Source organism: Chryseobacterium sp. KACC 21268 (genome assembly GCA_028736075.1).
GTDB lineage: Bacteria > Bacteroidota > Bacteroidia > Flavobacteriales > Weeksellaceae > Epilithonimonas.
Window position 1 is genome coordinate 2494472 of record CP117875.1, and the last position, 19214, is coordinate 2513685.

General features: G+C 37.8%; 15 protein-coding genes. 9 read left to right on the forward strand and 6 right to left on the reverse strand.

Annotated features, from left to right (window positions below; genetic code table 11):
• Positions 1 to 164 precede the first annotated feature (164 nt).
• Together PQ459_11630 and PQ459_11635 are read left to right on the forward strand one after the other, a co-directional pair.
• A complete protein-coding gene (locus PQ459_11630; protein ID WDF45547.1) occupies positions 165 to 3314 on the forward strand; it encodes a T9SS type A sorting domain-containing protein in 3150 nt (1049 codons plus the stop codon).
• Between the two features lie 95 nt (positions 3315 to 3409).
• On the forward strand, positions 3410 to 4879 hold the full coding sequence (locus tag PQ459_11635) for a tetratricopeptide repeat protein (protein ID WDF45548.1): 1470 nt from the start codon (positions 3410 to 3412) through the stop codon (positions 4877 to 4879).
• A gap of 64 nt (positions 4880 to 4943) precedes the next feature.
• On the opposite strand, the gene PQ459_11640 is transcribed toward PQ459_11635, so the two are convergent.
• Entirely contained in the window at positions 4944 to 5447 is a 504-nt protein-coding gene (locus tag PQ459_11640) for a CinA family protein (protein ID WDF45549.1), read from the reverse strand.
• A gap of 325 nt (positions 5448 to 5772) precedes the next feature.
• On the opposite strand from PQ459_11640, the gene PQ459_11645 reads away from it, so the two are divergent.
• Positions 5773 to 5973, forward strand: a complete 201-nt coding sequence (locus PQ459_11645) for a DUF2945 domain-containing protein (protein ID WDF45550.1) — start codon at positions 5773 to 5775, stop codon at positions 5971 to 5973.
• Between the two features lie 21 nt (positions 5974 to 5994).
• Here the strand turns inward: PQ459_11645 and PQ459_11650 are convergent, their stop codons facing one another.
• A complete protein-coding gene (locus PQ459_11650; protein ID WDF45551.1) occupies positions 5995 to 6357 on the reverse strand; it encodes a response regulator in 363 nt (120 codons plus the stop codon).
• A gap of 314 nt (positions 6358 to 6671) precedes the next feature.
• On the opposite strand from PQ459_11650, the gene PQ459_11655 reads away from it, so the two are divergent.
• Positions 6672 to 7268 (forward strand): Crp/Fnr family transcriptional regulator, encoded by a 597-nt coding sequence (locus PQ459_11655; protein WDF45552.1) that lies wholly within the window; start codon positions 6672 to 6674, stop codon positions 7266 to 7268.
• A gap of 7 nt (positions 7269 to 7275) precedes the next feature.
• Here the strand turns inward: PQ459_11655 and PQ459_11660 are convergent, their stop codons facing one another.
• Complete coding sequence (locus tag PQ459_11660) at positions 7276 to 7872, reverse strand: Crp/Fnr family transcriptional regulator (protein ID WDF45553.1); 597 nt, start codon at positions 7870 to 7872, stop codon at positions 7276 to 7278.
• Positions 7873 to 8148: 276 nt separating this feature from the next.
• Here PQ459_11660 and PQ459_11665 point away from each other — a divergent pair, with 276 nt between their 5' ends.
• Positions 8149 to 8835: a DUF421 domain-containing protein gene (locus PQ459_11665; GenBank protein ID WDF45554.1), complete on the forward strand. Its 687-nt coding sequence runs from the start codon at positions 8149 to 8151 to the stop codon at positions 8833 to 8835.
• Positions 8836 to 8899: 64 nt separating this feature from the next.
• On the opposite strand, the gene PQ459_11670 is transcribed toward PQ459_11665, so the two are convergent.
• Positions 8900 to 9280: a sigma factor gene (locus PQ459_11670; protein ID WDF45555.1), complete on the reverse strand. Its 381-nt coding sequence runs from the start codon at positions 9278 to 9280 to the stop codon at positions 8900 to 8902.
• Between the two features lie 418 nt (positions 9281 to 9698).
• On the opposite strand from PQ459_11670, the gene PQ459_11675 reads away from it, so the two are divergent.
• The 3 genes from PQ459_11675 (at position 9699) to PQ459_11685 (ending at position 13900) form a co-directional block, all read left to right on the forward strand.
• The gene (locus tag PQ459_11675) at positions 9699 to 11840 is read left to right on the forward strand and encodes an ATP-binding protein (GenBank protein WDF45556.1); all 2142 of its coding nucleotides are present in this window, start codon (positions 9699 to 9701) and stop codon (positions 11838 to 11840) included.
• Positions 11841 to 11998: 158 nt separating this feature from the next.
• Positions 11999 to 13528, forward strand: a complete 1530-nt coding sequence (locus PQ459_11680; protein WDF45557.1) for a PAS domain-containing protein — start codon at positions 11999 to 12001, stop codon at positions 13526 to 13528.
• 3 nt (positions 13529 to 13531) lie between these two features.
• Positions 13532 to 13900: a response regulator gene (locus PQ459_11685; GenBank protein ID WDF45558.1), complete on the forward strand. Its 369-nt coding sequence runs from the start codon at positions 13532 to 13534 to the stop codon at positions 13898 to 13900.
• A gap of 40 nt (positions 13901 to 13940) precedes the next feature.
• Here the strand turns inward: PQ459_11685 and PQ459_11690 are convergent, their stop codons facing one another.
• The gene (locus tag PQ459_11690; GenBank protein ID WDF45559.1) at positions 13941 to 16310 is read right to left on the reverse strand and encodes a PAS domain-containing sensor histidine kinase; all 2370 of its coding nucleotides are present in this window, start codon (positions 16308 to 16310) and stop codon (positions 13941 to 13943) included.
• A gap of 614 nt (positions 16311 to 16924) precedes the next feature.
• Here PQ459_11690 and PQ459_11695 point away from each other — a divergent pair.
• A complete protein-coding gene (locus PQ459_11695) occupies positions 16925 to 17782 on the forward strand; it encodes a lamin tail domain-containing protein (GenBank protein ID WDF45560.1) in 858 nt (285 codons plus the stop codon).
• Between the two features lie 111 nt (positions 17783 to 17893).
• On the opposite strand, the gene PQ459_11700 is transcribed toward PQ459_11695, so the two are convergent.
• A complete protein-coding gene (locus PQ459_11700; protein WDF45561.1) occupies positions 17894 to 19174 on the reverse strand; it encodes an NAD(P)/FAD-dependent oxidoreductase in 1281 nt (426 codons plus the stop codon).
• Positions 19175 to 19214 lie beyond the last annotated feature (40 nt).

Genomic DNA, 19214 nt, shown 5'->3' on the forward strand with positions numbered 1-19214 from the left:
AATTAAAACGATTCAAATACAAAGCCTCTAAGTCCATCAAAAACCATATCAACAAGTGTGGAATCTAGTGATGATACGCATTTGTCTACACTAATGTCAACACGATAAGTACGGTAAACAGTGATTTTTAGAATAAATTTACTTAAACAATTAAATAGTATTAGATGAAAATCACTACCAGATCTATTGTCGTTTTGGTGACCGCACTTAACATAAGTGTTGCAGCACAAAGCGATAATCTCAAAAAACAAAATGGCTACCTCGCTTCAAAATCGAATGGAAGCATTTCTTTACTATCGCGCTGGAATTCCTTCAAATCGAATCATAAAAACGTAGCCTTTCTCGATCCTCAACAGAAAATGCTTTCTCAAATGGGTCTTCCTACATCTGAATCAAAAGTATTATCCAAAACCAATCAATTTTATGGTGGCGAAGCGTACAAAGGGAATAATGTGCCTTACGCTTCTATAACGGATGCACTTGGGAACACTTACATCACAGGTGGCAGTTCAGATGAAGACCAGGCTTCCGGAGATTTTTTCACAATCAAGGTTGGGCCTAATGGACAGATATTGTGGGAAAAACGTGAGCAGGCAGCGCCTTTTGCTGTGGAATATGGAATGAATATCACATTTGATAATTCTGGAAATATCATTACATCCGGCCTCAAATGGAATGGAAATGATATGGACATCCGCGTGATCAAATATGACACTTCCGGTTCCAAACTTTGGGATTCGACATTTGATAATGGAAATCAAGGTCTTGAGGTTCCAAACAGTATGACCACAGATGCCGATGGGAATGTCTACATCACTGGAATTGCCTGGTCTGGTAGTTCGATAGATTATCTGACCATCAAATATAATAGCAATGGCACGGAGCAATGGCATCATACCGAAAATCCTGCAGGTGGAGAAAGTTGGAATGAGGCGACCGCTGTAGCTGTGGATGCGAATGGTAACGTTTTGGTTACAGGCTACAGTCCGAATGCTGATGGCTGGCTAAACTATCACACCATCAAATACAATTCCGAAGGCTCAAAACAATGGGAACAAAGCTATAATTACGAGAGTGCAGATCCCGAGAATCTTGCTGAAGTGACAAATTCTGTAGCCCGAGCAATTACTACTGATAACGATGGCAGTATCTACGTCACCGGAACTTTTGATACATTCCTAAACAGAATTGGAACCATCAAATATAATTCTGAAGGGCAGCAAGAATGGATTCAAGCTTACCGAAGTGAGAATGAGGGCACAATGGGTTGGAAAATTGGACTAAGAAATGATAAGTTGTATGTCGCAGGAAGCCACTCAGGGAGCTTTTCAGATGACGGAACTGTGTTACTTTCTTATAATAAAACTGGTGAAGTCAATTGGACCAAAGAGACCAGCGACCTCATCGACATTAACAATGCGACATTGACTTTTGATTCTGAAGGCAATATCATCACTTCAGCCAACGGTATGACGCCTGGCGCCGAAGAATGGGAGCAGGATGTTGCGGCACGTGCCTACAAATATTCGGAAGATGGAAACTTATTAGGTCAATCTGCTTTTGTCATTTCCACTGCCACAGGAATGGCAAGTATGGGACAAATGGCTGGAGTTGGAACAGATAATGAAGGGAATATTTATTTTTCGGTCAATTCATATTATACCGAAAAAGGTGCTGTCTATGAAACTGTAAAATCCACATTTGCTACCAGCAGTCCAACCACCGAATGGAACACCGTTTATTCCAATCTGGGTACAAAGGATGCTGCGATGCTCAATTCTTTTAATGATGCCAATGGCAATACATTTTCAACGGGTTCGTACTACACTTACGCCAATGGAATGTTGAATAGCAACTATTTCCTTGTGAAGCACGATGCAGAAGGCAACTTGGCTTGGGATGCGGTCTATAACTCAGAGAATGGTAATGCTGCAGAAGGTATCATCGCCAGAGCTGATGCTAGCGGAAATACTTATGTCTGTCTACTGCCTAGTTTTGAACAAAATCCTCCAGCTTTGAAGGTCATAAAACTTTCGCCAGAAGGCAGTCAACTTTGGACAAAGGCTATCGAGCTGTACAATCCACAAGTTTTTGTAATGGAACCTCAGGCTGATGGTTCTCTCTACCTTGGTGGTACCGCGAAAGAAACTGAAGCTAGTAACAACAGTTCTTTTTTAGGAATCAAATTGGCTGCAGATGGTTCTCAAGAATGGAAAACATACATACCAGGAACAAGCGGCAACAACATTTACCGAGTAAGTGCCGGAAAAGTGGATTCCGACAAACGTTTGATACTTACAGGTGCGCACGGCAGCGGCAGCTTCATCTCGGAGAATGTTAACTTGACTACGGTTCAGTTCAATGCTGATGGCTCTGCTGGATGGATTGCTCCTATTTCTATCAGTGGTGGAAACTCTTATGGAACAGATCTTTACATTGCAGCTGATAACAGTATTTATATCAACGGCTACACAAAAAATAATGATACCTATGCTGATGACATTATCACAGCAAAATTAAGTGCAACTGGAAATATACTTTGGAGTAAAACCTTTGGTGATGCTGATAGAGATGAACGCTCTTACACAATCAAGCCATTTACTAACGGCGACATAGGCGTAGTTGGATACAGTCTCGCATTGGACGGAGACATCCACAATACATTGGTGAAGTACAGCGCAGGTGGTGAGCAGCTTTGGGATTTTGAATCAGAAAATATGCGTTATTACAACGATTTTCACATTGATGCTTCAGACGTCTGCTACATTATGGACCAAGTCCTCATCGACCCATTCCCACACAAGATATTCAATCAGCCATTCCCTATTGCATCTTTGATCAAGGTTGATAAAAACGGACAAAACAGCAGTGAGACCTTGTTTACAGGTCCGGCCTATGCCGAGTTCTTTGGGCAAAAGCTGATTCCACATTCCGATGGTAGACTTTTGTTAGCCGGCAGCGTGGGCAATCAATCTTTCTTCAAAGGACTTTACTTTTTCGAGACAGAACACGATGCTACGCTAGGCCTGTCGGATGAACTTGACGCTTCGACCACAAAAGACGTATTGGGACAAAACTACCCTAATCCTGTTTCAAATATTACAACAATTCCTTTTACACTCGCAAAAAGTGGTCAGGTTGTTTTAAGATTGTTCAATATGCAAGGCAGTCTGATCAAAGAAATAACGAATGCTAATTATGCCAAAGGTCCTGGTAAAGTCACATTTTACACCAACGGTTTGCCGACAGGAGTCTACCTTTACCAATTAGAATCGTCTGGTATCAAACAAACCAAAAAGATAATCATCAAATAGTTTCGATAAGCTAAAAAAAGAGACTCTGGGTAAATATCCAGAGTCTTTTTTTGTTTATGAAGTATAAAAATTTAAATTTGATTATTATACTGAAGATGAGCAAACTAAAATCTATAATAAATCTATGTTTAATTTTACTGTTCGCGCTTTCCTGCAGCGATAATGCGGAACGCACTTTTAAAGATAAAAACTCTCCGAAGAGTACATCGGCTGACCTTAGGAACTTGGGCGATGAGCAGTGGCATCTCGGAAACTATCAGGAAGCACTCCACTATTTTACCAAGGCTTATCAAAAAGTAAAAGCATCTGGTGATGAAGCTGAAACAGCAACCTTGCTCAACAATCTTGGACTGGTGCATTGGCGTCTCGAAAATAACACTGCCGCTATGGAATGCTACACCGAAGCCGCTGCATTGGCAGAAAAAACGGGAATGAAAAGACTATTGGGACTCACGCATACCAACCGTGCGATCATCTTAAAAGAGCAACGAAACTTCAATGAAGCATTTGTTCAAAATAATGAAGCCATCAGGCTTTTCAAAGACATTGATAAACCTAGGGATCTGGCCATTGCATACAACAATCAAGGTCAGATCTACCGCTACTCGAAGGATTATGTTCAGGCCTTGAAATTCTACCTTTTATCATTAGACGAGTGTGAGAAAATAAACTACACAGAAGGTATGGCAACGGCCTATCAGAATATAAGCACCATCTATGCTAAGCAAGGTCATCAAGCGGAAGCACTGGATGCAGCTCGCAAATGTCTGAAAATGAGTTACTCCATCAAAAGTAAAGTGCGTGTGAGTGAGGGATTGTATGAGCTTTCCCACACTTTTGACCTTTTTAAGGTTAAAGATTCTGCGTTGTACTATTACAAGAAACATTATGAGGTAGAAAAAAGTCTGATGAAAGCGAATCAAAGTAAAATATTGTCGCAGTTTCAGGCCAATCTTGGCATCGAGGTCAAAAATCTTCGCATCAAAAATCTACAAAATGAACAGAGGATTGCCAATGACCGATTTATGTTCGTTGGTGCTTGCGTTCTGATTGCTTTGCTGATCTCTGCATTTTTTATCTACCGCTATCTTTCGGTCATCAAATTCAGAAAAAAACAATTGGAATTGGAACTTGAAAATTCTAAACAACTGATCCAAAGCAAGGAAGAAGATCTTAAAACCTACATCATCGACCTTACGGACAAAAACAATATCATCAGCAAACTGCAAAAGCCTGAAAAAGAACCAATCGATATTGATTATGAAGTCAGCGAACTTCTAGAACAAAAAATATTTACAGATGATGGTTGGGATAAATTTAAAAAACGATTTGCAGAAATATATCCGGATTTCTTCATTAAAATTAGACAAAGTGCAATCGCTGTCACGGAGGCTGAGGTAAGGATCTTGGTTCTAATGACATTAAAATTGAACGGTAATGAAATGGCAAACATCCTTGGCATTTCTCCGCAAAGTGTGAGAGCCTGTAAGATGAGGTTGAAGAAGAAATTGCAGGTCAACAACTATGATTCTGTGGAAACTTATCTACAATCTATTTTTGCTTGATGAAATTGATAGTTTAAAAATCTTTATTAAATAAATCATAGAGACTGTTGATAATAAATCTACTTTATCCATTGACCACACGTTCTTGTTTTAGTTTGTCCAATTCTAGTTTAAAGCATCCTAAAATAAATTCGGTGTAATACAATTGGGCATTCACGGCTTTTGTTCGGGAATGCAGATCCAATCTTTCGGACAAGATCACGGTTCCTTTGTAGGAGATGGAAAAATAAGCGTAAAGTTTCTTATTGGATTCTTCCACTGGCGCCGCATAACCTGTGACGGCTATGGACCAATCTGTTTTATACAACTTTGCCACGTTCAATGCCATAGTATCTGCAACAAGGGAAGATACACTGTTGGTGTTCTCTGCCTCACTTGGATCCACCTCCAGAAGGCTAACTTTCTCGTCCTGGCTGTAAACGGTCATTCCGCCGACAAAAAACCTGGAAGCGTCTTTCATCTGTGAAAATGAAAACTGCAGAAAGCCAGAAGTCACACTCTCGGCAATGGATATAGTTTCATCATATTGCAGCATTCGGCTTCCAATATAATTGAGTAAATTTTTCAATTCAACAATAAAAAAAATAAGTGATCTTACCGAAAGTTCATCAGAACTAACACCGATTTGCGATGATTTTAGAATCATAAATAATGGATCTTTTTTAAAGCCACACCGTACTTTTGTACTGTAGCTAAACGAAATTAGCAAAACAAAGACCCTTTTCTTATGACCTCAATCATTTTCATCAAAAAATTAAATTTTATCTGCTTAATAATGAAGTTTGACATCTGTATCCGGCCAGACATTAATCAAAAACAAACAACCAATTTCTGTTTCAAATTTCTAGAGGTATGATATTTGGTAAATTTTGAACAACTTAAAAAGTAGAACAATGTTGAAAAAAGGAGATCACGTGAAATGGAAATTCCAGTTTGGAGAAACACATGGAATCATCACAAATATTCATACCAAGGATTTTGTCTTTATGAACAGGCAAAGAAGAGCAAGCGAGGAAAATCCGCAGTATGAGGTGATGAGTGAAAAGACCGGCAAAACAGCTGTTCATAAATCATCTGCCTTGAAAAAGATATGATTAGATGACTTCTGAGGAATTTTAGGTTAGTAAATTAGCAACTTTTTCCTCAAGTTCATTCAGATCAAATGGCTTTGAGAGGTATGCATCTGCATTAGCTCTGGCGGACAATTGTTCGATATCATTGTTAGCAGTAATAATCATTACCGGAATCTCATTGTAAATCTCCTGGCTTTTTAATAAGCGGGTGGCTTCTATACCGCCAATGACAGGAATGCTAATATCCATCATAATTAAATCTGGCTTAAAAAGGCTGACTTTGGAAATAATATCATCTGCTGTTTCGGCAATCTCAACTTGATATCCCAAATCTTTAAAAATAATCGAAACCACTTCCAGCGTGGCAATATCATCATCAAAGATTAAAATTTTCTTATTACTCATTAAACCTAATTTTGTCAAGTCTCAGGCACAAAAGTAAAAAACATTGCTTTCTATTAATATGATTTGGATCACATCAGTCCGATCATCAAAAATTGAAATTATTAACTTTAGAAATGAGTTAATAATAAGCGTTTGTTATTTTACGATGGAGCGTTGCAAATAATACATAATTTATCTTATCATAATGAAAAATAATATGTTGCGATCCATTACGATATTATTTTGTCTTTTGCCGGCCTGTCTCAATTCGTATTATTTTTCGGCATAAAAATTAGTTGTTCTAAATTTAATTAAATAAACAATTGTATTTAAATATGCTGATACCAGAATTACTACTTAAGGACTATGGAGCTACCGTTGAACATTACAAACAGGGCGATGTCATTTTCAGTGAAAACGAGACACCCAAAAATTATTACCAGATTATCTCTGGAGGCGTCAAATTAAACCATTATAACGAAGAAGGAAAAGAACTCATCTTTGCGATTCTAAACGAAGGATTGAGTGTCTGTGAAATGCTGTTGTTTATAGATCACACTTTTCCCGTCAATGCTGTAGTGTTTGACCACGCGACTGTACTTAGGTTGTCTAAGTCCAAATTCATTAAGATGCTGGACGATCATCCAAAAATATCAAGGGAAATCAATAATTTTCTGGCCGAGCGCTTGTACCAAAAATACATTATGCTTGAGAATAATTCTTCTCTCCACGCCAATGTCAGAATAAAAGGCGTACTGGATTATCACAAAAGTTTCAGCCCGGACCAGAGCCAATTTTCATTTCAAGTTCCTTTGACACGTCAGCAGATTGCTGCAATGACAGGTCTTAGAATAGAAACGGTGATCCGGAATATCAAGAAGTTTGAAAAGGAAGGTATTCTGAAGATTATTGGTGGGAAAATATATTATTGATGCTTTATTAATAAAAGATTTTTCTATTGACTATTTTGACCACATTCTCTCTTTCCATAGATTTCAAGGTTCTGATTGTGGTCTCCACTCTCATCCCTGTCAGGCTGGCCATTTGTTGTCTGGTTAAAGGAACCTGAAACGAAAATGCAGAGATGTCCGTCTGGAGGCCTTTGAGATGATCCATCAAAACCCTGAGTTTCGTTGCAGGATCTTTGATAGACAGAATCTGCCTCATTACGAATTTCAAAAACATAGATTCCGACAAATTCTGAATCATATCCATTTTCAGTTCAGGATGATCATCCAAAATTTTAAAAAATTTGATTTTGGAGATTCTTAAAATTTTGCAGTCAGAAATTGCAACAGCATTTGCAGGATATTTCTTTTTGATAAACAGAAGAAATTCGCCTACACTCTGCCCTTTTGTAACGATGTTTTGGATAGATTCTTTTCCATCCTCGTCATAATTATTAAGCTTTACATTACCCTCAATAATCTGATAATAATAGTTGGGCTCACTACCTTCGGAAAAAATAATATCTCCAGCATCATACGTCTTTACCCTGCCAATTCCTGCTTTCGCAATTAACTCTTCAATAGCCATCGAACTTTCCTTACTTAAAAATTACAGTTTATTGATGAATCGGATAGTTTGGGAAGAGAAATCAGTGGTATTAAGAGAGTAGAAATCGAGCATAGTTTAAATTTTCAATTCAAAAATAAACAGAACTTAGAATGAATATTATGATTAGGGTCATATTATAAACTGAAAAAAAATTTTAATACATTCTGGTTATATTTTATTTCATTCATTATGAGATTGTTTTTGCTGATAATGCTTGGCGGGAATTTTGTATCAAAAAGAACTTAATATGATACTATGAATTGGGACTGGAATAAGATTTTTATTGGTGACCTAGATTTCAGTTTTACGCTGGAAATTGTACTCCGCACGATTATTATGTTCAGCATGGTTTTGCTGATCCTGCGCTTATCGGGTAAAAAAGGCGTCCGGCAGCTTTCACTTTTCGAAGTAGCGATTATCATAGCTCTCGGCTCAGCAGCGGGAGATCCAATGTTTGCTAAGGACACTCCAATTCTTCCGTCTGTCATTGTATTTGTTTCTATCATTGCGCTTTACCGAACGATTACCTACTTCGCTATGAAAAGTGAAAAATTCGAAGATATCATAGAAGGCGAACCATTGTATGTGATAGAAGATGGTAAATTCGTTTTAGGAATCAGAAAGGATCATACGTTTGCCAAGGATGAATTTTTTTCGGAAATGAGGCAGCAGTCTATTGAGCATGTGGGTCAGGTAAAAACTGCCATTTTGGAAACTACAGGCAATATCAGTTTTTATTATTTTAAGGACGAGGAAGTTGTTTATGGGCTGCCAGTTCTACCAAAAGTTTACAAGAAAAAACACATTTCAATTCCAAAAAAAGATGTTTACGCCTGCAGTTACTGTGGTCAAACCGAAGAATTAGAATCGGGAAAGCAGGAATGCGCAAGATGTGGTCGCGATGAATGGGTTGCTGCAATCAATACTTTGAGACTAAGCTAAATTTCAATATTGAAGATAATTTCGATAGAACTTTTTCTGATCAAAATTTATGGAGCTGCTTTTCTTATATCACGTTTAGGTTGAGTGTAATAATGTCGGGAGATTTGTAATAATCGATATCTTCCTCTGCTAACTCAAAACTGAAAGCTGGAAAATGATTGGTTTTTAATGTATAAGTAATACTCTTGGACGTCAAGTATTCCTGAATTGTCATAATTAACTTCTGTATAATCCAGACATTCATTGATGCATTTTGATTGATGAAAAGATCAATGGATTTCCAAATTTTAGTAAATGTCTGCTCTACGATTTCCTCCGCATATTCTTTAGATTTTACGGCTTTTACTGCCAGTCCATACAAGATGCAACTATATCTGGAATACATATATTCAAATCCTGATTTACTTCTTTCTTTGATTAATAAATACAGCTCTGTGTCGGACATTATTGGAAAATTATTTTCAGCCACTGGTCTAATTACTTTTATTGTTGATGTTTTATTGGAAATCAACGGACTCTTTATATAAATGGATCAAATAATTATAAACAAATACTAATATCAAATTAATATCAATCAGTTAATAATAATGTATCCTTTCAATCATTTGTGTTAATTATTCATAAAATCATCAGTCAAATTCTTGTCTGCAAATTGTATGCTAAAAATAACAAGCGGGTAAATACAACTCTATAAACATATTACGAAATCGAGAACAATGCAGATAGAACATCGATATTCAGGCACTTTTCCTTTTTTTTAATTATTATAGTTTCGGATAAAAAAATGTTAAGGTTAGGCAGTTAAATCATATATTTTAAATTAAGAATTTATTTATATTTACTTTTGCTTTTTTATTAGGAATATGATCGAAAATACTTTTGGCAAAAACATCGTGCCTGAAAATGATGCAGAACGTCTCGATGCGCTGCACCGGTACAGGATTACGGATACACCTTCAGAAGATAGTTTTGATGGCCTGGCAAAGTTGGCGACACAAATCTTTGATGTTCCTATATCTCTTCTATCTTTGGTGGATGCAGAATCTGTTTTTTTCAAAGCCAATATTGGGATGGGAAAAGCTAGGGAAGCCAACAGAGGCAAAAGTCTTTGTGCACTAGCCGTCCTGGATAAAGAAGTAACTGTCTTCGAAGATGCTTTAAAAGAGCCTTGTCTGATGGCAAATCCTAATGTGACAGGAGACTTTGGATTGAGATTTTATGCAGGCGCACCACTCATCACACACGACGGTTTTCTGATAGGAACTTTATGCATCATAGACCAAAAGCCTCGCGAGTTTTCTGATTCTGATAGGCTTATCCTGGAAGGTCTTGCAAAAACAGCGATGGATCATATTGAATTGAGAAGATCTTCCCTTGACACGATTGATGAACTTCAGAAATCCAATCAGGATCTTGTAGAAACCCGGCAAAAGGTGGAAGAAGCGTTACAGAATCTTTCAGAATTCAATGTTGAGATGGAGGCTACCAATGAGCAACTGAGCATGGCAAATGAAGAATTGAACAGATCTTCAGAACTAACCACGATTTTAAATAATGATCTTCAAAAAAGTGAACTGAGATTACAATCTTTTATCAGCAAAGCACCGGTAGCCTTTGGTATCCTGACTGGTCCCGATTTGATCATAGAAGTTGCGAACAATATGATCCTCCACATCTGGGGTAAAACAGAAGAAGTAATTGGACAACCAATCACAGAAGCACTCCCGGAACTGAAAGATCAACCGTATTTTTCTCTTCTGAATCAGGTTTTCAGTACGGGAAAAACCTATCTCGGTGACACTGCATTGGTAAAGCTGGAGACAGATGGGAATCTGCAGGATCATTATTTTGATTTTATCTATGAGCCATTAAAAAATGACAAAGATGAAACTATTGCTATTATTGTCATCGCAAATGAAGTCACAGAGCGTATCAATAAAAGATTAGCCCTAGAAGATCTCAACCAGCAGCTTCAGATCGCGTTGCGTGCTGGGGAATTGGGTTCTTATAATCTTGATCTAATCAGCGGAAAAATAAGCTCTTCGGCACAATGCAAGGCTAATTATGGACTAAGCAACGAGCATCCATTTGATTTCGATGAATTAATGACCATCATACTACCAGAATACAGAGATACAATTAAAGAAAAAATTAATCAGTCGATAGAAAACCACACATCTTTTACAGCGGAATATCTCGTACGCTGGCCAGATGAGTCGCTGCACTGGATCAGCGCCTCGGGACAGCCAAGCTTCAATGAGGAAGGTACTGCGACCAATATGATTGGCGTTACGGTGGACATTACGAAACGTAAAAATTACGAAACCCAGAAAGATGATTTCCTCGGGATTGCCAGCCACGAACTCAAAACTCCTATTACAAGTCTTAAGGCAACACTCCAGCTCCTGCAAAGACTACGGGATAAACCAACGCACGAGATGGTACCAAGGCTAATCGACCAATCTGCGAACAGTCTCGAGAAACTCAACAAACTTGTGGATGATCTTCTGAATATCCACCGTGTTACTGGAGGACATCTGGAACTGTCAAAAGAATGGTTTACCGTATCAGAAATGCTGAATGTATGCTGTGACCACGTCCGAATCGATGGAAAGCATGACCTTGTAGTCAAAGGTGATTTGAACGCCAAAATTTATGCAGATGAGCACCGCATTGATCAGGTGGTTGTTAATTTTGTGAATAACGCTGTAAAATACGCACCACACTCAAAAACAATCGAATTGATTGTGGAACAGTTATCAGATGCAGTAAAAGTAAGTGTTAAAGATTATGGAGAAGGAATAGATCCGCAAGTACAACCCTATATCTTTGACAGATATTACAGGGCAAGTCATAAGGGTAAAGGCTATTCTGGACTAGGTCTTGGCTTGTACATTTCCGCAGAAATAATAAGAAAACACGGTGGTGAAATAGGCGTAGAAAGTCAATTGGGAGGAGGAAGTAGTTTTTGGTTTACTATTCCTAATGAACCAAATTATTTATAAATTAAGAGAAAATAAAAAATTTAGGACATAATTAGTACAGGTTCAGAAAGAATAATATTTAGGGGCATAATTTTGGTTTATTCTTTTTTCGAAAAGATCAAGTCGTGCAGTACTTAGTTACGTTACGATAATTAATATAGTATTTAAAACAGTCAACATTGGAAACATATATTGACAGCGGCGAGGTGAATGATAATTTAGATAACAACATTTACCTGCAGGCGCTCAACTCAGCAAAATCAGGCATCATCATTACGGATAACAGGCAGCCTGATAATCCGATCATCTATTGCAATCAGGCTTTTGAAAATATCACCGGCTACGCACATAATGAAATCATTGGTCACAACTGTCGTTTTTTACAGGCTCAGGATCGTACACAACCTGAACGCCAAATCATAAAAGATGCCGTGAAAAATGGAGAAGAATGCAAGTTGGAAATCAGAAATTATAAGAAAAACGGCACGTTGTTCTGGAATGAGCTCACAATCTCGCCAGTAAAGGACAAAGCAGGCAATGTGACCCATTTCATAGGTGTACAAAACGACATTACTGACCGCAAAAAATATGAAACAGAACTGCGCGAAGAAAAAGCATCCGTAGAAAAAAAGATAGAAGAACGCACAAGAGAGCTTAATGAAAATGAAGCGTTTCTTTCCAGTATCATCCAAACCGTTCGAGAAAGCCTTTTGGTTCTAGATGCAGACTACAGAGTACTCAGCGCAAACACACACTTTTTAAATTCATTCAAAGTAACTCCGGAAGATACTGTTGGAAAGATATTATTCGAGCTTGGTAACCACCAGTGGGATATTGAAGCTTTGAAAGTATTATTGACGAAAATACTACCGACTAATAATCCCGTAATCGATTTTGAAGTGGAACACGACTTTCCATACATAGGGAAAAAAATTATGTTGGTTAATGCCTACAGAGTCGAATTTGAAGGTCAATATAAAGACCGCATTCTTATTGCTATTGAGGACATTACAGATAAAAAAGAAATTGACCGCCGCAAGGATGATTTCCTTTCCATCGCCAGTCACGAACTGAAAACTCCGTTGACAACGATAAAAGGTTTTGTCCAGCTTCTGGAAAGAATGGTTCCTGACAATGCTTCAGACAAATTTGTATCAACACTTGGAAAAGTATCCGTGTATGTGGACAGACTTAATAATCTGATTTCGGAACTGTTGGATACTTCGAAGATACAATCCGGAAATATTGAGATTCACAATGAGCCGTTTGATCTCGATAAGCTCCTAAGAGATACCGTTGAAAATCTGGCTTTAGCAACACCGGAATACACAATCACAATCAGCAGTGATACGAATGCTACAATCCTGGGCGATGAACTTCAGATTTCTCAGGTGATCAATAATCTGATATCAAATGCCGTAAAATATTCTCCCAATAACAAGAAGATTGATGTTTATTGCAATCGTGTCGGTACCTTCGTAAAAGTTTCTATTAAAGATTATGGGATGGGAATCAGCCAGCAGGATCAGTCAAAAATATTTGACAGGTTTTTCCGCGCAAGGGATATACAGAAGAAATTTCCGGGAATGGGCATTGGATTATACATCTGCCACGAAATCATTGCCAATCACAACGGAACACTATGGGTAGAAAGCGAAATCGGTTCAGGATCTACTTTTAACTTTACTTTACCGATTATGAAAAACTAAACCATGGAAGGAAAAAAAATAATGATCTGTGATGATGACGCCGGCATCCTGGAAGTGTTGGAAATGATGCTCGAAATTGAAGGCTACACAGTTTATACAGAAAGCAACAGCACCAACTTAATAAAAGAGATCAATAACAATAAGCCGGATCTTTTACTGATGGATCTTTGGATGCCCGTCTTGTCAGGTGATCAACTCCTAAGAACTATTCGCGGAACGAAGGAACTAGAATCTCTGCCAGTCATAATTCTTTCGGCAAGCGTGGATGGAAATGAAATCGCAAGCAATGCCGGAGCCAACGGTTTTATTGCAAAACCCTTCGATATGGATGCAGTTTCATTAAAAATACAAAATATGCTGATTGATAACTAATTACAAGCTATATCTGAAGTAAAATTTATTTATTATTAAATTACAAAGGCAATGAAAAAATAAACTCAGAGCCCTTCCCGATTTCACTTTCTACTGCAATGGAACCATTGTGATGATTGATGATTTCCGAGCATAAATAAAGTCCAATCCCAAATCCGGAGATGAGGTGCATATTTTTACTCTCTACTCTATAATAACGATCGAAAATGTGAGCTGCATCTTTCTTATCAATTCCCCTGCCCTCATCTTTTACACTCACATAAGCAAATTCTCTATCTGAATAGCAGGAAACTTTTATAGTACTTCCTTTCGGAGAATATTTGACTGCATTACTGATGAGGTTATGGATGACCTGCCCTATCTTATTTTTATCAGCATTAACATTGATAGACTCCACAGGATCGAAAATGAGTTGATGACTATCCACTGTTGATATCGATTCTTCCTCAGCTTCCTTGATTGATGCAGCGAGATCAAAAGATTCCTTGTGAATATGTATTTTTCCAGACTCAAGCCTAGAAATATCTAAAAATCCGTTGATCATCGTCGTCATCTTGTTGATCTGATGATCTGCCTTACCCAACATTACTGAAACGCTCTTATCCTCTGTATCCGCAAATTTTCGTTGCATCAGCTGGATATAAATTTTCATAGAAGTCAGAGGCGTTTTCAACTCATGACTCACCATACCTATAAAATCATTCTTTCGGATTTCGTCTAGTTTTTTTTCAGTAATCTCGTTGATGACACCTGTGAAATACTCTTTACCATCTTTGTGCTGTACCTCACCTATCGCGCGTACCCATCTAATTTTTTCATCGTGATAGCCAATGATCTGATATTCCATATCGAATCGGCTGCCCTCAGAAAAAGCACGTTCAACACTTGCAGCCACAGATTCCCGAAAGTCTGGATGTATTTGATTGACCGCAGCATCATAGGGCATGACTTCGTCTGGATGGAATCCAAAAAATTGTTTAAGTTTTGGTGATGCGGTAAAAGTCCGGCCAACGTCGCTGATTTGAAAAGTCCCTAATCCTGCAGCATCAATTGCCATCCTTAAGTTTTCTTCTGCTCTTTTGATCTCAGCATCTGCTAAATACTGGTCCGTAATATCCATCACAATACCGCTGAAAGCAGAAAAATCACCGGAAGGATCTGCTTTTAGATTTCCTATGGCACGCAGCCAGCGGAGACGCTTGTCGTGAAATCCTATCACCGGATAAGTTACATCATAATCTCCATTATTATAAATAGCGTTTTCAAGTTTTTCTGAAACGTATGGTCTGTAATCATCCGTAATCTGTGCCAAAGCCTGCTCAATGGAAAAAGTTTCATCTTCGTGATATCCAAACAATTCCTTGGAACGCGCATCAGTAATGAATTCTCTCGTCGTAGAATGGACAAACCAGGTCCCGAAATTTGCAGCATTCACAGCTAACCGGAATGCAATCTGGCCTTCCTCAATCTTTTCGTTAGCTTTTATCAATTCTTCGTTGATTTTAGCGACTTCAGCGAGACTGATCTCAAGTTCCTGATTGGTATTGGCCAGCTTTTCATTTAATTCCTGCAAAACCTTTGAACTATTTTCCAAATTTTCTTCCCACTTCTTCCTTTCTGTCACATCTCTGGTAGCACCTGCAATGGCCTCCAGATCACCATTTTCATTGATGACAGGTGTGAAGATATAATCATAAACCCGTCTTCCAAGAACTGCGTGGGGAAAGGATACTTCGCCACGGATAGGCAATTTGGTTTCCTTGATCTGATCGATTTCTTTCTCGTGCATTTCTGCATGCCAAGGTTCATAGCCGTTCTCGAGCAGAGTTTTACCGATAGAATCATCCCAGGTTTTACCCCACATGTTCAGCAATGCCTCATTGGCGTAGGTAAAGCGATAATCCAAGTCAAATACGTAGAGAAGATCAGGTGTGGATGAAGTAATGGTTTCATATAGTCTTTTTTGTTGGTCAGATTGTACCTTGGCATTCTGAAGAGCTTCCTCAGCTTCTTTTCTTTGGGTAATGTCTTTCGCTATCCCAAACCATTCTATAATATTGTCATTATCATCCAAAATAGGGATTGCTTTTGAGGAAGTCCAGCCTGGCGTCCCATCCGCACGCAACACACGGTGCTCCAGCTCAAAAATTTTCTTCGTACGAATACATTTTTCAATAGTTGAATTTACCAAATCCATATCATCCGGATAAATATTTACAGATCGCCAGTTTTTTGAGGGTGCCTCCGCATCTTTCAGAAAACCCCTGCCATCCAGCTCACGCATCTCTTCCCAGTCTGGGCTAAGGGAATAAACAACATCAGATGTAGCTTCAATTAAAGCTTTCATCCGGGCATCAGTCTCTGCAGCTCTTTGGCTTTCGGATGTATATTTATTAGAGAAATTTGACATATGATTTTACTTCGTGTTTTAATTGAGTAAAGGTTATATTTTCAACATTCATAAAAATTTGACCTGCATTCCAAGATTTGAAATGTACTAGGAATAAATTATATCTGATTATACGATCATGACATATAAAACTTCAAATTTTCGACGGAAAAGTTACAACAAAGCTTAGAAAGCCAAAAAAAATTTAGAGATTTTAATATATTAAAAGCTTGTGACCATATAAAAAAACATATTTAAAATTCCATATCACTTACTGTAGATGTTTTGATGTAATGTCTTGATAGGATTTTCATCTAATTTTTGTGAGTAAATTCTTAAAACATAAGTTAGTAAAACGACTATTATAAATATTTTACGGCATATTGATTTATAATAGAAGTGACTTTCGTAATTGTCTGAAAAACAACATAATCAATAATGGTATCAAAAAACAATTTAGAAACTGTCTAAATAATATTATAGAAAGCTTTTAGCAACGCCTTTTCCGGGATTGCGTTACCGAATTTTAAAACATATTATCATATAAATACAATACTGATAAAAATAATATTAAATATTTATTAACTCTTGGCACTACACTTGTTAAAGTTATCATAACACTAAAACAAAACGTTATGAAAAAGATTTTTACCCTAGTTGGACTTTTGTCCTCGTTTGCATTGTCTAATGCACAGATTGTTATCAATGAAATTTATACCGGTGGCGGTATTTTTGGAGCCTTATTTGCCAACGACTTCATTGAGTTAAAGAATGTTGGATCTTCTGTCGCAACACTCAACGGAGCAACCATTCAGTATGGTCCTCTATCTGGCCAATTTACACAGTATCACAATTTACCAAATATCACATTATATCCGGGACAAACCTATCTGATACAACAAGCTTCAGATGGTGAAGGCGGAATCAATCTTTTAAATCCTAATTTGATTGTGGGTGTGGTTTTAAACTTAGATGGTTCCGGACCAGTAGTGGGTATTGGATTACAAATTGGGCTGACTTCCGGAAAAGTTGCATTAGCTACAAATAATACCCGTGTTACTGGCCCAACTGCTTCCAACGTGATTGATTTTGTAGGCTATGGTATTGTAGATCAGTATGAAGGATCTGGAGCTGCACCTTCTCCTACCGTTTTCAATTCTATTTCCAGAGTCACTGGAGATACAAATGACAATAGAATAGATTTTACAGTTTCAGACCCGAGTCCACAAGCTACAGATGGTACTTTAGCAGTCGGTGATGTTGGAAGTAGCAAGTCTGTTTTCATTAAAAATACATTAGTAAAAAATAATGAAATCATTTTTGGATCCGATGTGAAAAACATACAGATCTACACAATGTCGGGACAACTTGTAAAAACCACAAATGCAGCAGGAACTACAAAAGTGAATATTGCAGACTTACAAAAAGGTAACTACATTGTCACTGGAACTGTAAATAGCAAAAAGGTGAGTGAAAGAATTTTAAAAGACTAAATTTTTCCTATCATTTCAAGAAAGGAGAGCTATTACGTATAGCTCTCCTTTTTTTTATCTATTAAAAACAAATTGATTATTAAAAAGATATCAGACGATTCTGAGTTTACTCTACTTATCCTGATTTGCATTCACAATCATTCGCAAAGGCTGGTCTTTGGTAAAGTATGCATTCATCCAATTAAAGAATGTCGTGATCTTATTTCTAAGATTGATCAACGAAAATAAGTGCACGAAAACCCAGATCAACCACGCAAAAAATCCATTGAAATGTTTGAACGGTCCAGAGGTAAGGTCTGCCACCGCCCTATTTCTACTGATAATTGCCATCGAACCCTTATCATTGTAAACGAAAGATTTTTGTGCAGTTCCTTTTGCTATTGCATTCAGATTTTTTGAAAGTAAAGTCGCCTGCTGAATGGCGACTTGGGCCAGTTGCGGATGACTATCAGGAAACGCCGGGTCCGCGGTCATCAGACTTGTGTCGCCCAATGCATAAATATTTTCTGTTCCTTGCACTTTGTTGTAAGCATCCACCATCAGTCGTTTTCCTTTGCCATAGCTGGATTCAGGGATTCCCTTGAAAACGAGCGCCGTAACGCCGGCAGTCCAGAGCAGATTTTTTGTTTCAATTTGAGTTCCATCGGCAATGTAGACCACGTCATCCACATAATCTTTGACGAGTTGTCCCAATTTGATGTTGATTCCCATTTTTTGCAAAGATTGTGTTGCGTACTCTTGAGAAGCTTTGCTCATCGGAGCGAGAACCGTTGGCAGACCATCAATCAGGTGGATGTCAAATGTAACATTATTCAGCTCGGGGTAATCTTTGAGGAGGATATTTTGTTTGAGTTCACTCAGCATCCCAGCAATCTCTACTCCTGTAGGACCGCCGCCTGCGACAACAAAAGTTGTAAGTCTTTTTCTTTCTTGAAGGTCGTTTGTTCTGGATGCTTCCTCCAGCCTATCCAAAACTGTATTTTTCAGATGGATAGCATCGTCGATGGTTTTCATCGGTAAGGCATTTTTTCGGATATTTTCATTTCCAAAATAATTACTTACCGTTCCAGTGGCGATTATTAATTTCGAATAGGTCAATTCGCCATTATTCAAAATGATTTTATTTTCTTCTGGTTTGATTTCCAAAAGCTCTCCCATTCTGAACAAAAAATTAGGATGATTCCTAAAGAATTTTCTAAAAGGATAGCTAATGTTCGAAACATCCAAAAATCCCGTGGCTACTTGATAGAGCAAGGGTGGAAAGAAGTTGTAATTATTTTTATCAATTAAAATAATATTGGATTGATAGCCAGATTTTAGAAGTTTTTCGGCGATTTCTATTCCGGCAAAGCCGCCGCCTATGATGATGGTATTTTCTGTATAAGGTTTCATATTAAATGATTAAGGTGTAGAAACAAATTTGCTGTTGCTA

Excerpts from the sequence above, each read along its gene's own strand:
- PQ459_11630 (WDF45547.1), top strand. The coding sequence starts at position 165 with ATGAAAATCACTACCAGATCTATTGTCGTTTTGGTGACCGCACTTAAC.
- PQ459_11685 (WDF45558.1), top strand. The coding sequence starts at position 13,532 with ATGGAAGGAAAAAAAATAATGATCTGTGATGATGACGCCGGCATCCTG.
- PQ459_11695 (WDF45560.1), top strand. The coding sequence starts at position 16,925 with ATGAAAAAGATTTTTACCCTAGTTGGACTTTTGTCCTCGTTTGCATTG.
- PQ459_11650 (WDF45551.1), bottom strand. The coding sequence starts at position 6,357 with ATGAGTAATAAGAAAATTTTAATCTTTGATGATGATATTGCCACGCTG.
- PQ459_11655 (WDF45552.1), top strand. The coding sequence starts at position 6,672 with ATGCTGATACCAGAATTACTACTTAAGGACTATGGAGCTACCGTTGAA.
- PQ459_11635 (WDF45548.1), top strand. The coding sequence starts at position 3,410 with ATGAGCAAACTAAAATCTATAATAAATCTATGTTTAATTTTACTGTTC.
- PQ459_11690 (WDF45559.1), bottom strand. The coding sequence starts at position 16,310 with ATGTCAAATTTCTCTAATAAATATACATCCGAAAGCCAAAGAGCTGCA.
- PQ459_11665 (WDF45554.1), top strand. The coding sequence starts at position 8,149 with ATGAATTGGGACTGGAATAAGATTTTTATTGGTGACCTAGATTTCAGT.
- PQ459_11700 (WDF45561.1), bottom strand. The coding sequence starts at position 19,174 with ATGAAACCTTATACAGAAAATACCATCATCATAGGCGGCGGCTTTGCC.
- PQ459_11675 (WDF45556.1), top strand. The coding sequence starts at position 9,699 with ATGATCGAAAATACTTTTGGCAAAAACATCGTGCCTGAAAATGATGCA.
- PQ459_11670 (WDF45555.1), bottom strand. The coding sequence starts at position 9,280 with ATGTCCGACACAGAGCTGTATTTATTAATCAAAGAAAGAAGTAAATCA.
- PQ459_11660 (WDF45553.1), bottom strand. The coding sequence starts at position 7,872 with ATGGCTATTGAAGAGTTAATTGCGAAAGCAGGAATTGGCAGGGTAAAG.
- PQ459_11645 (WDF45550.1), top strand. The coding sequence starts at position 5,773 with ATGTTGAAAAAAGGAGATCACGTGAAATGGAAATTCCAGTTTGGAGAA.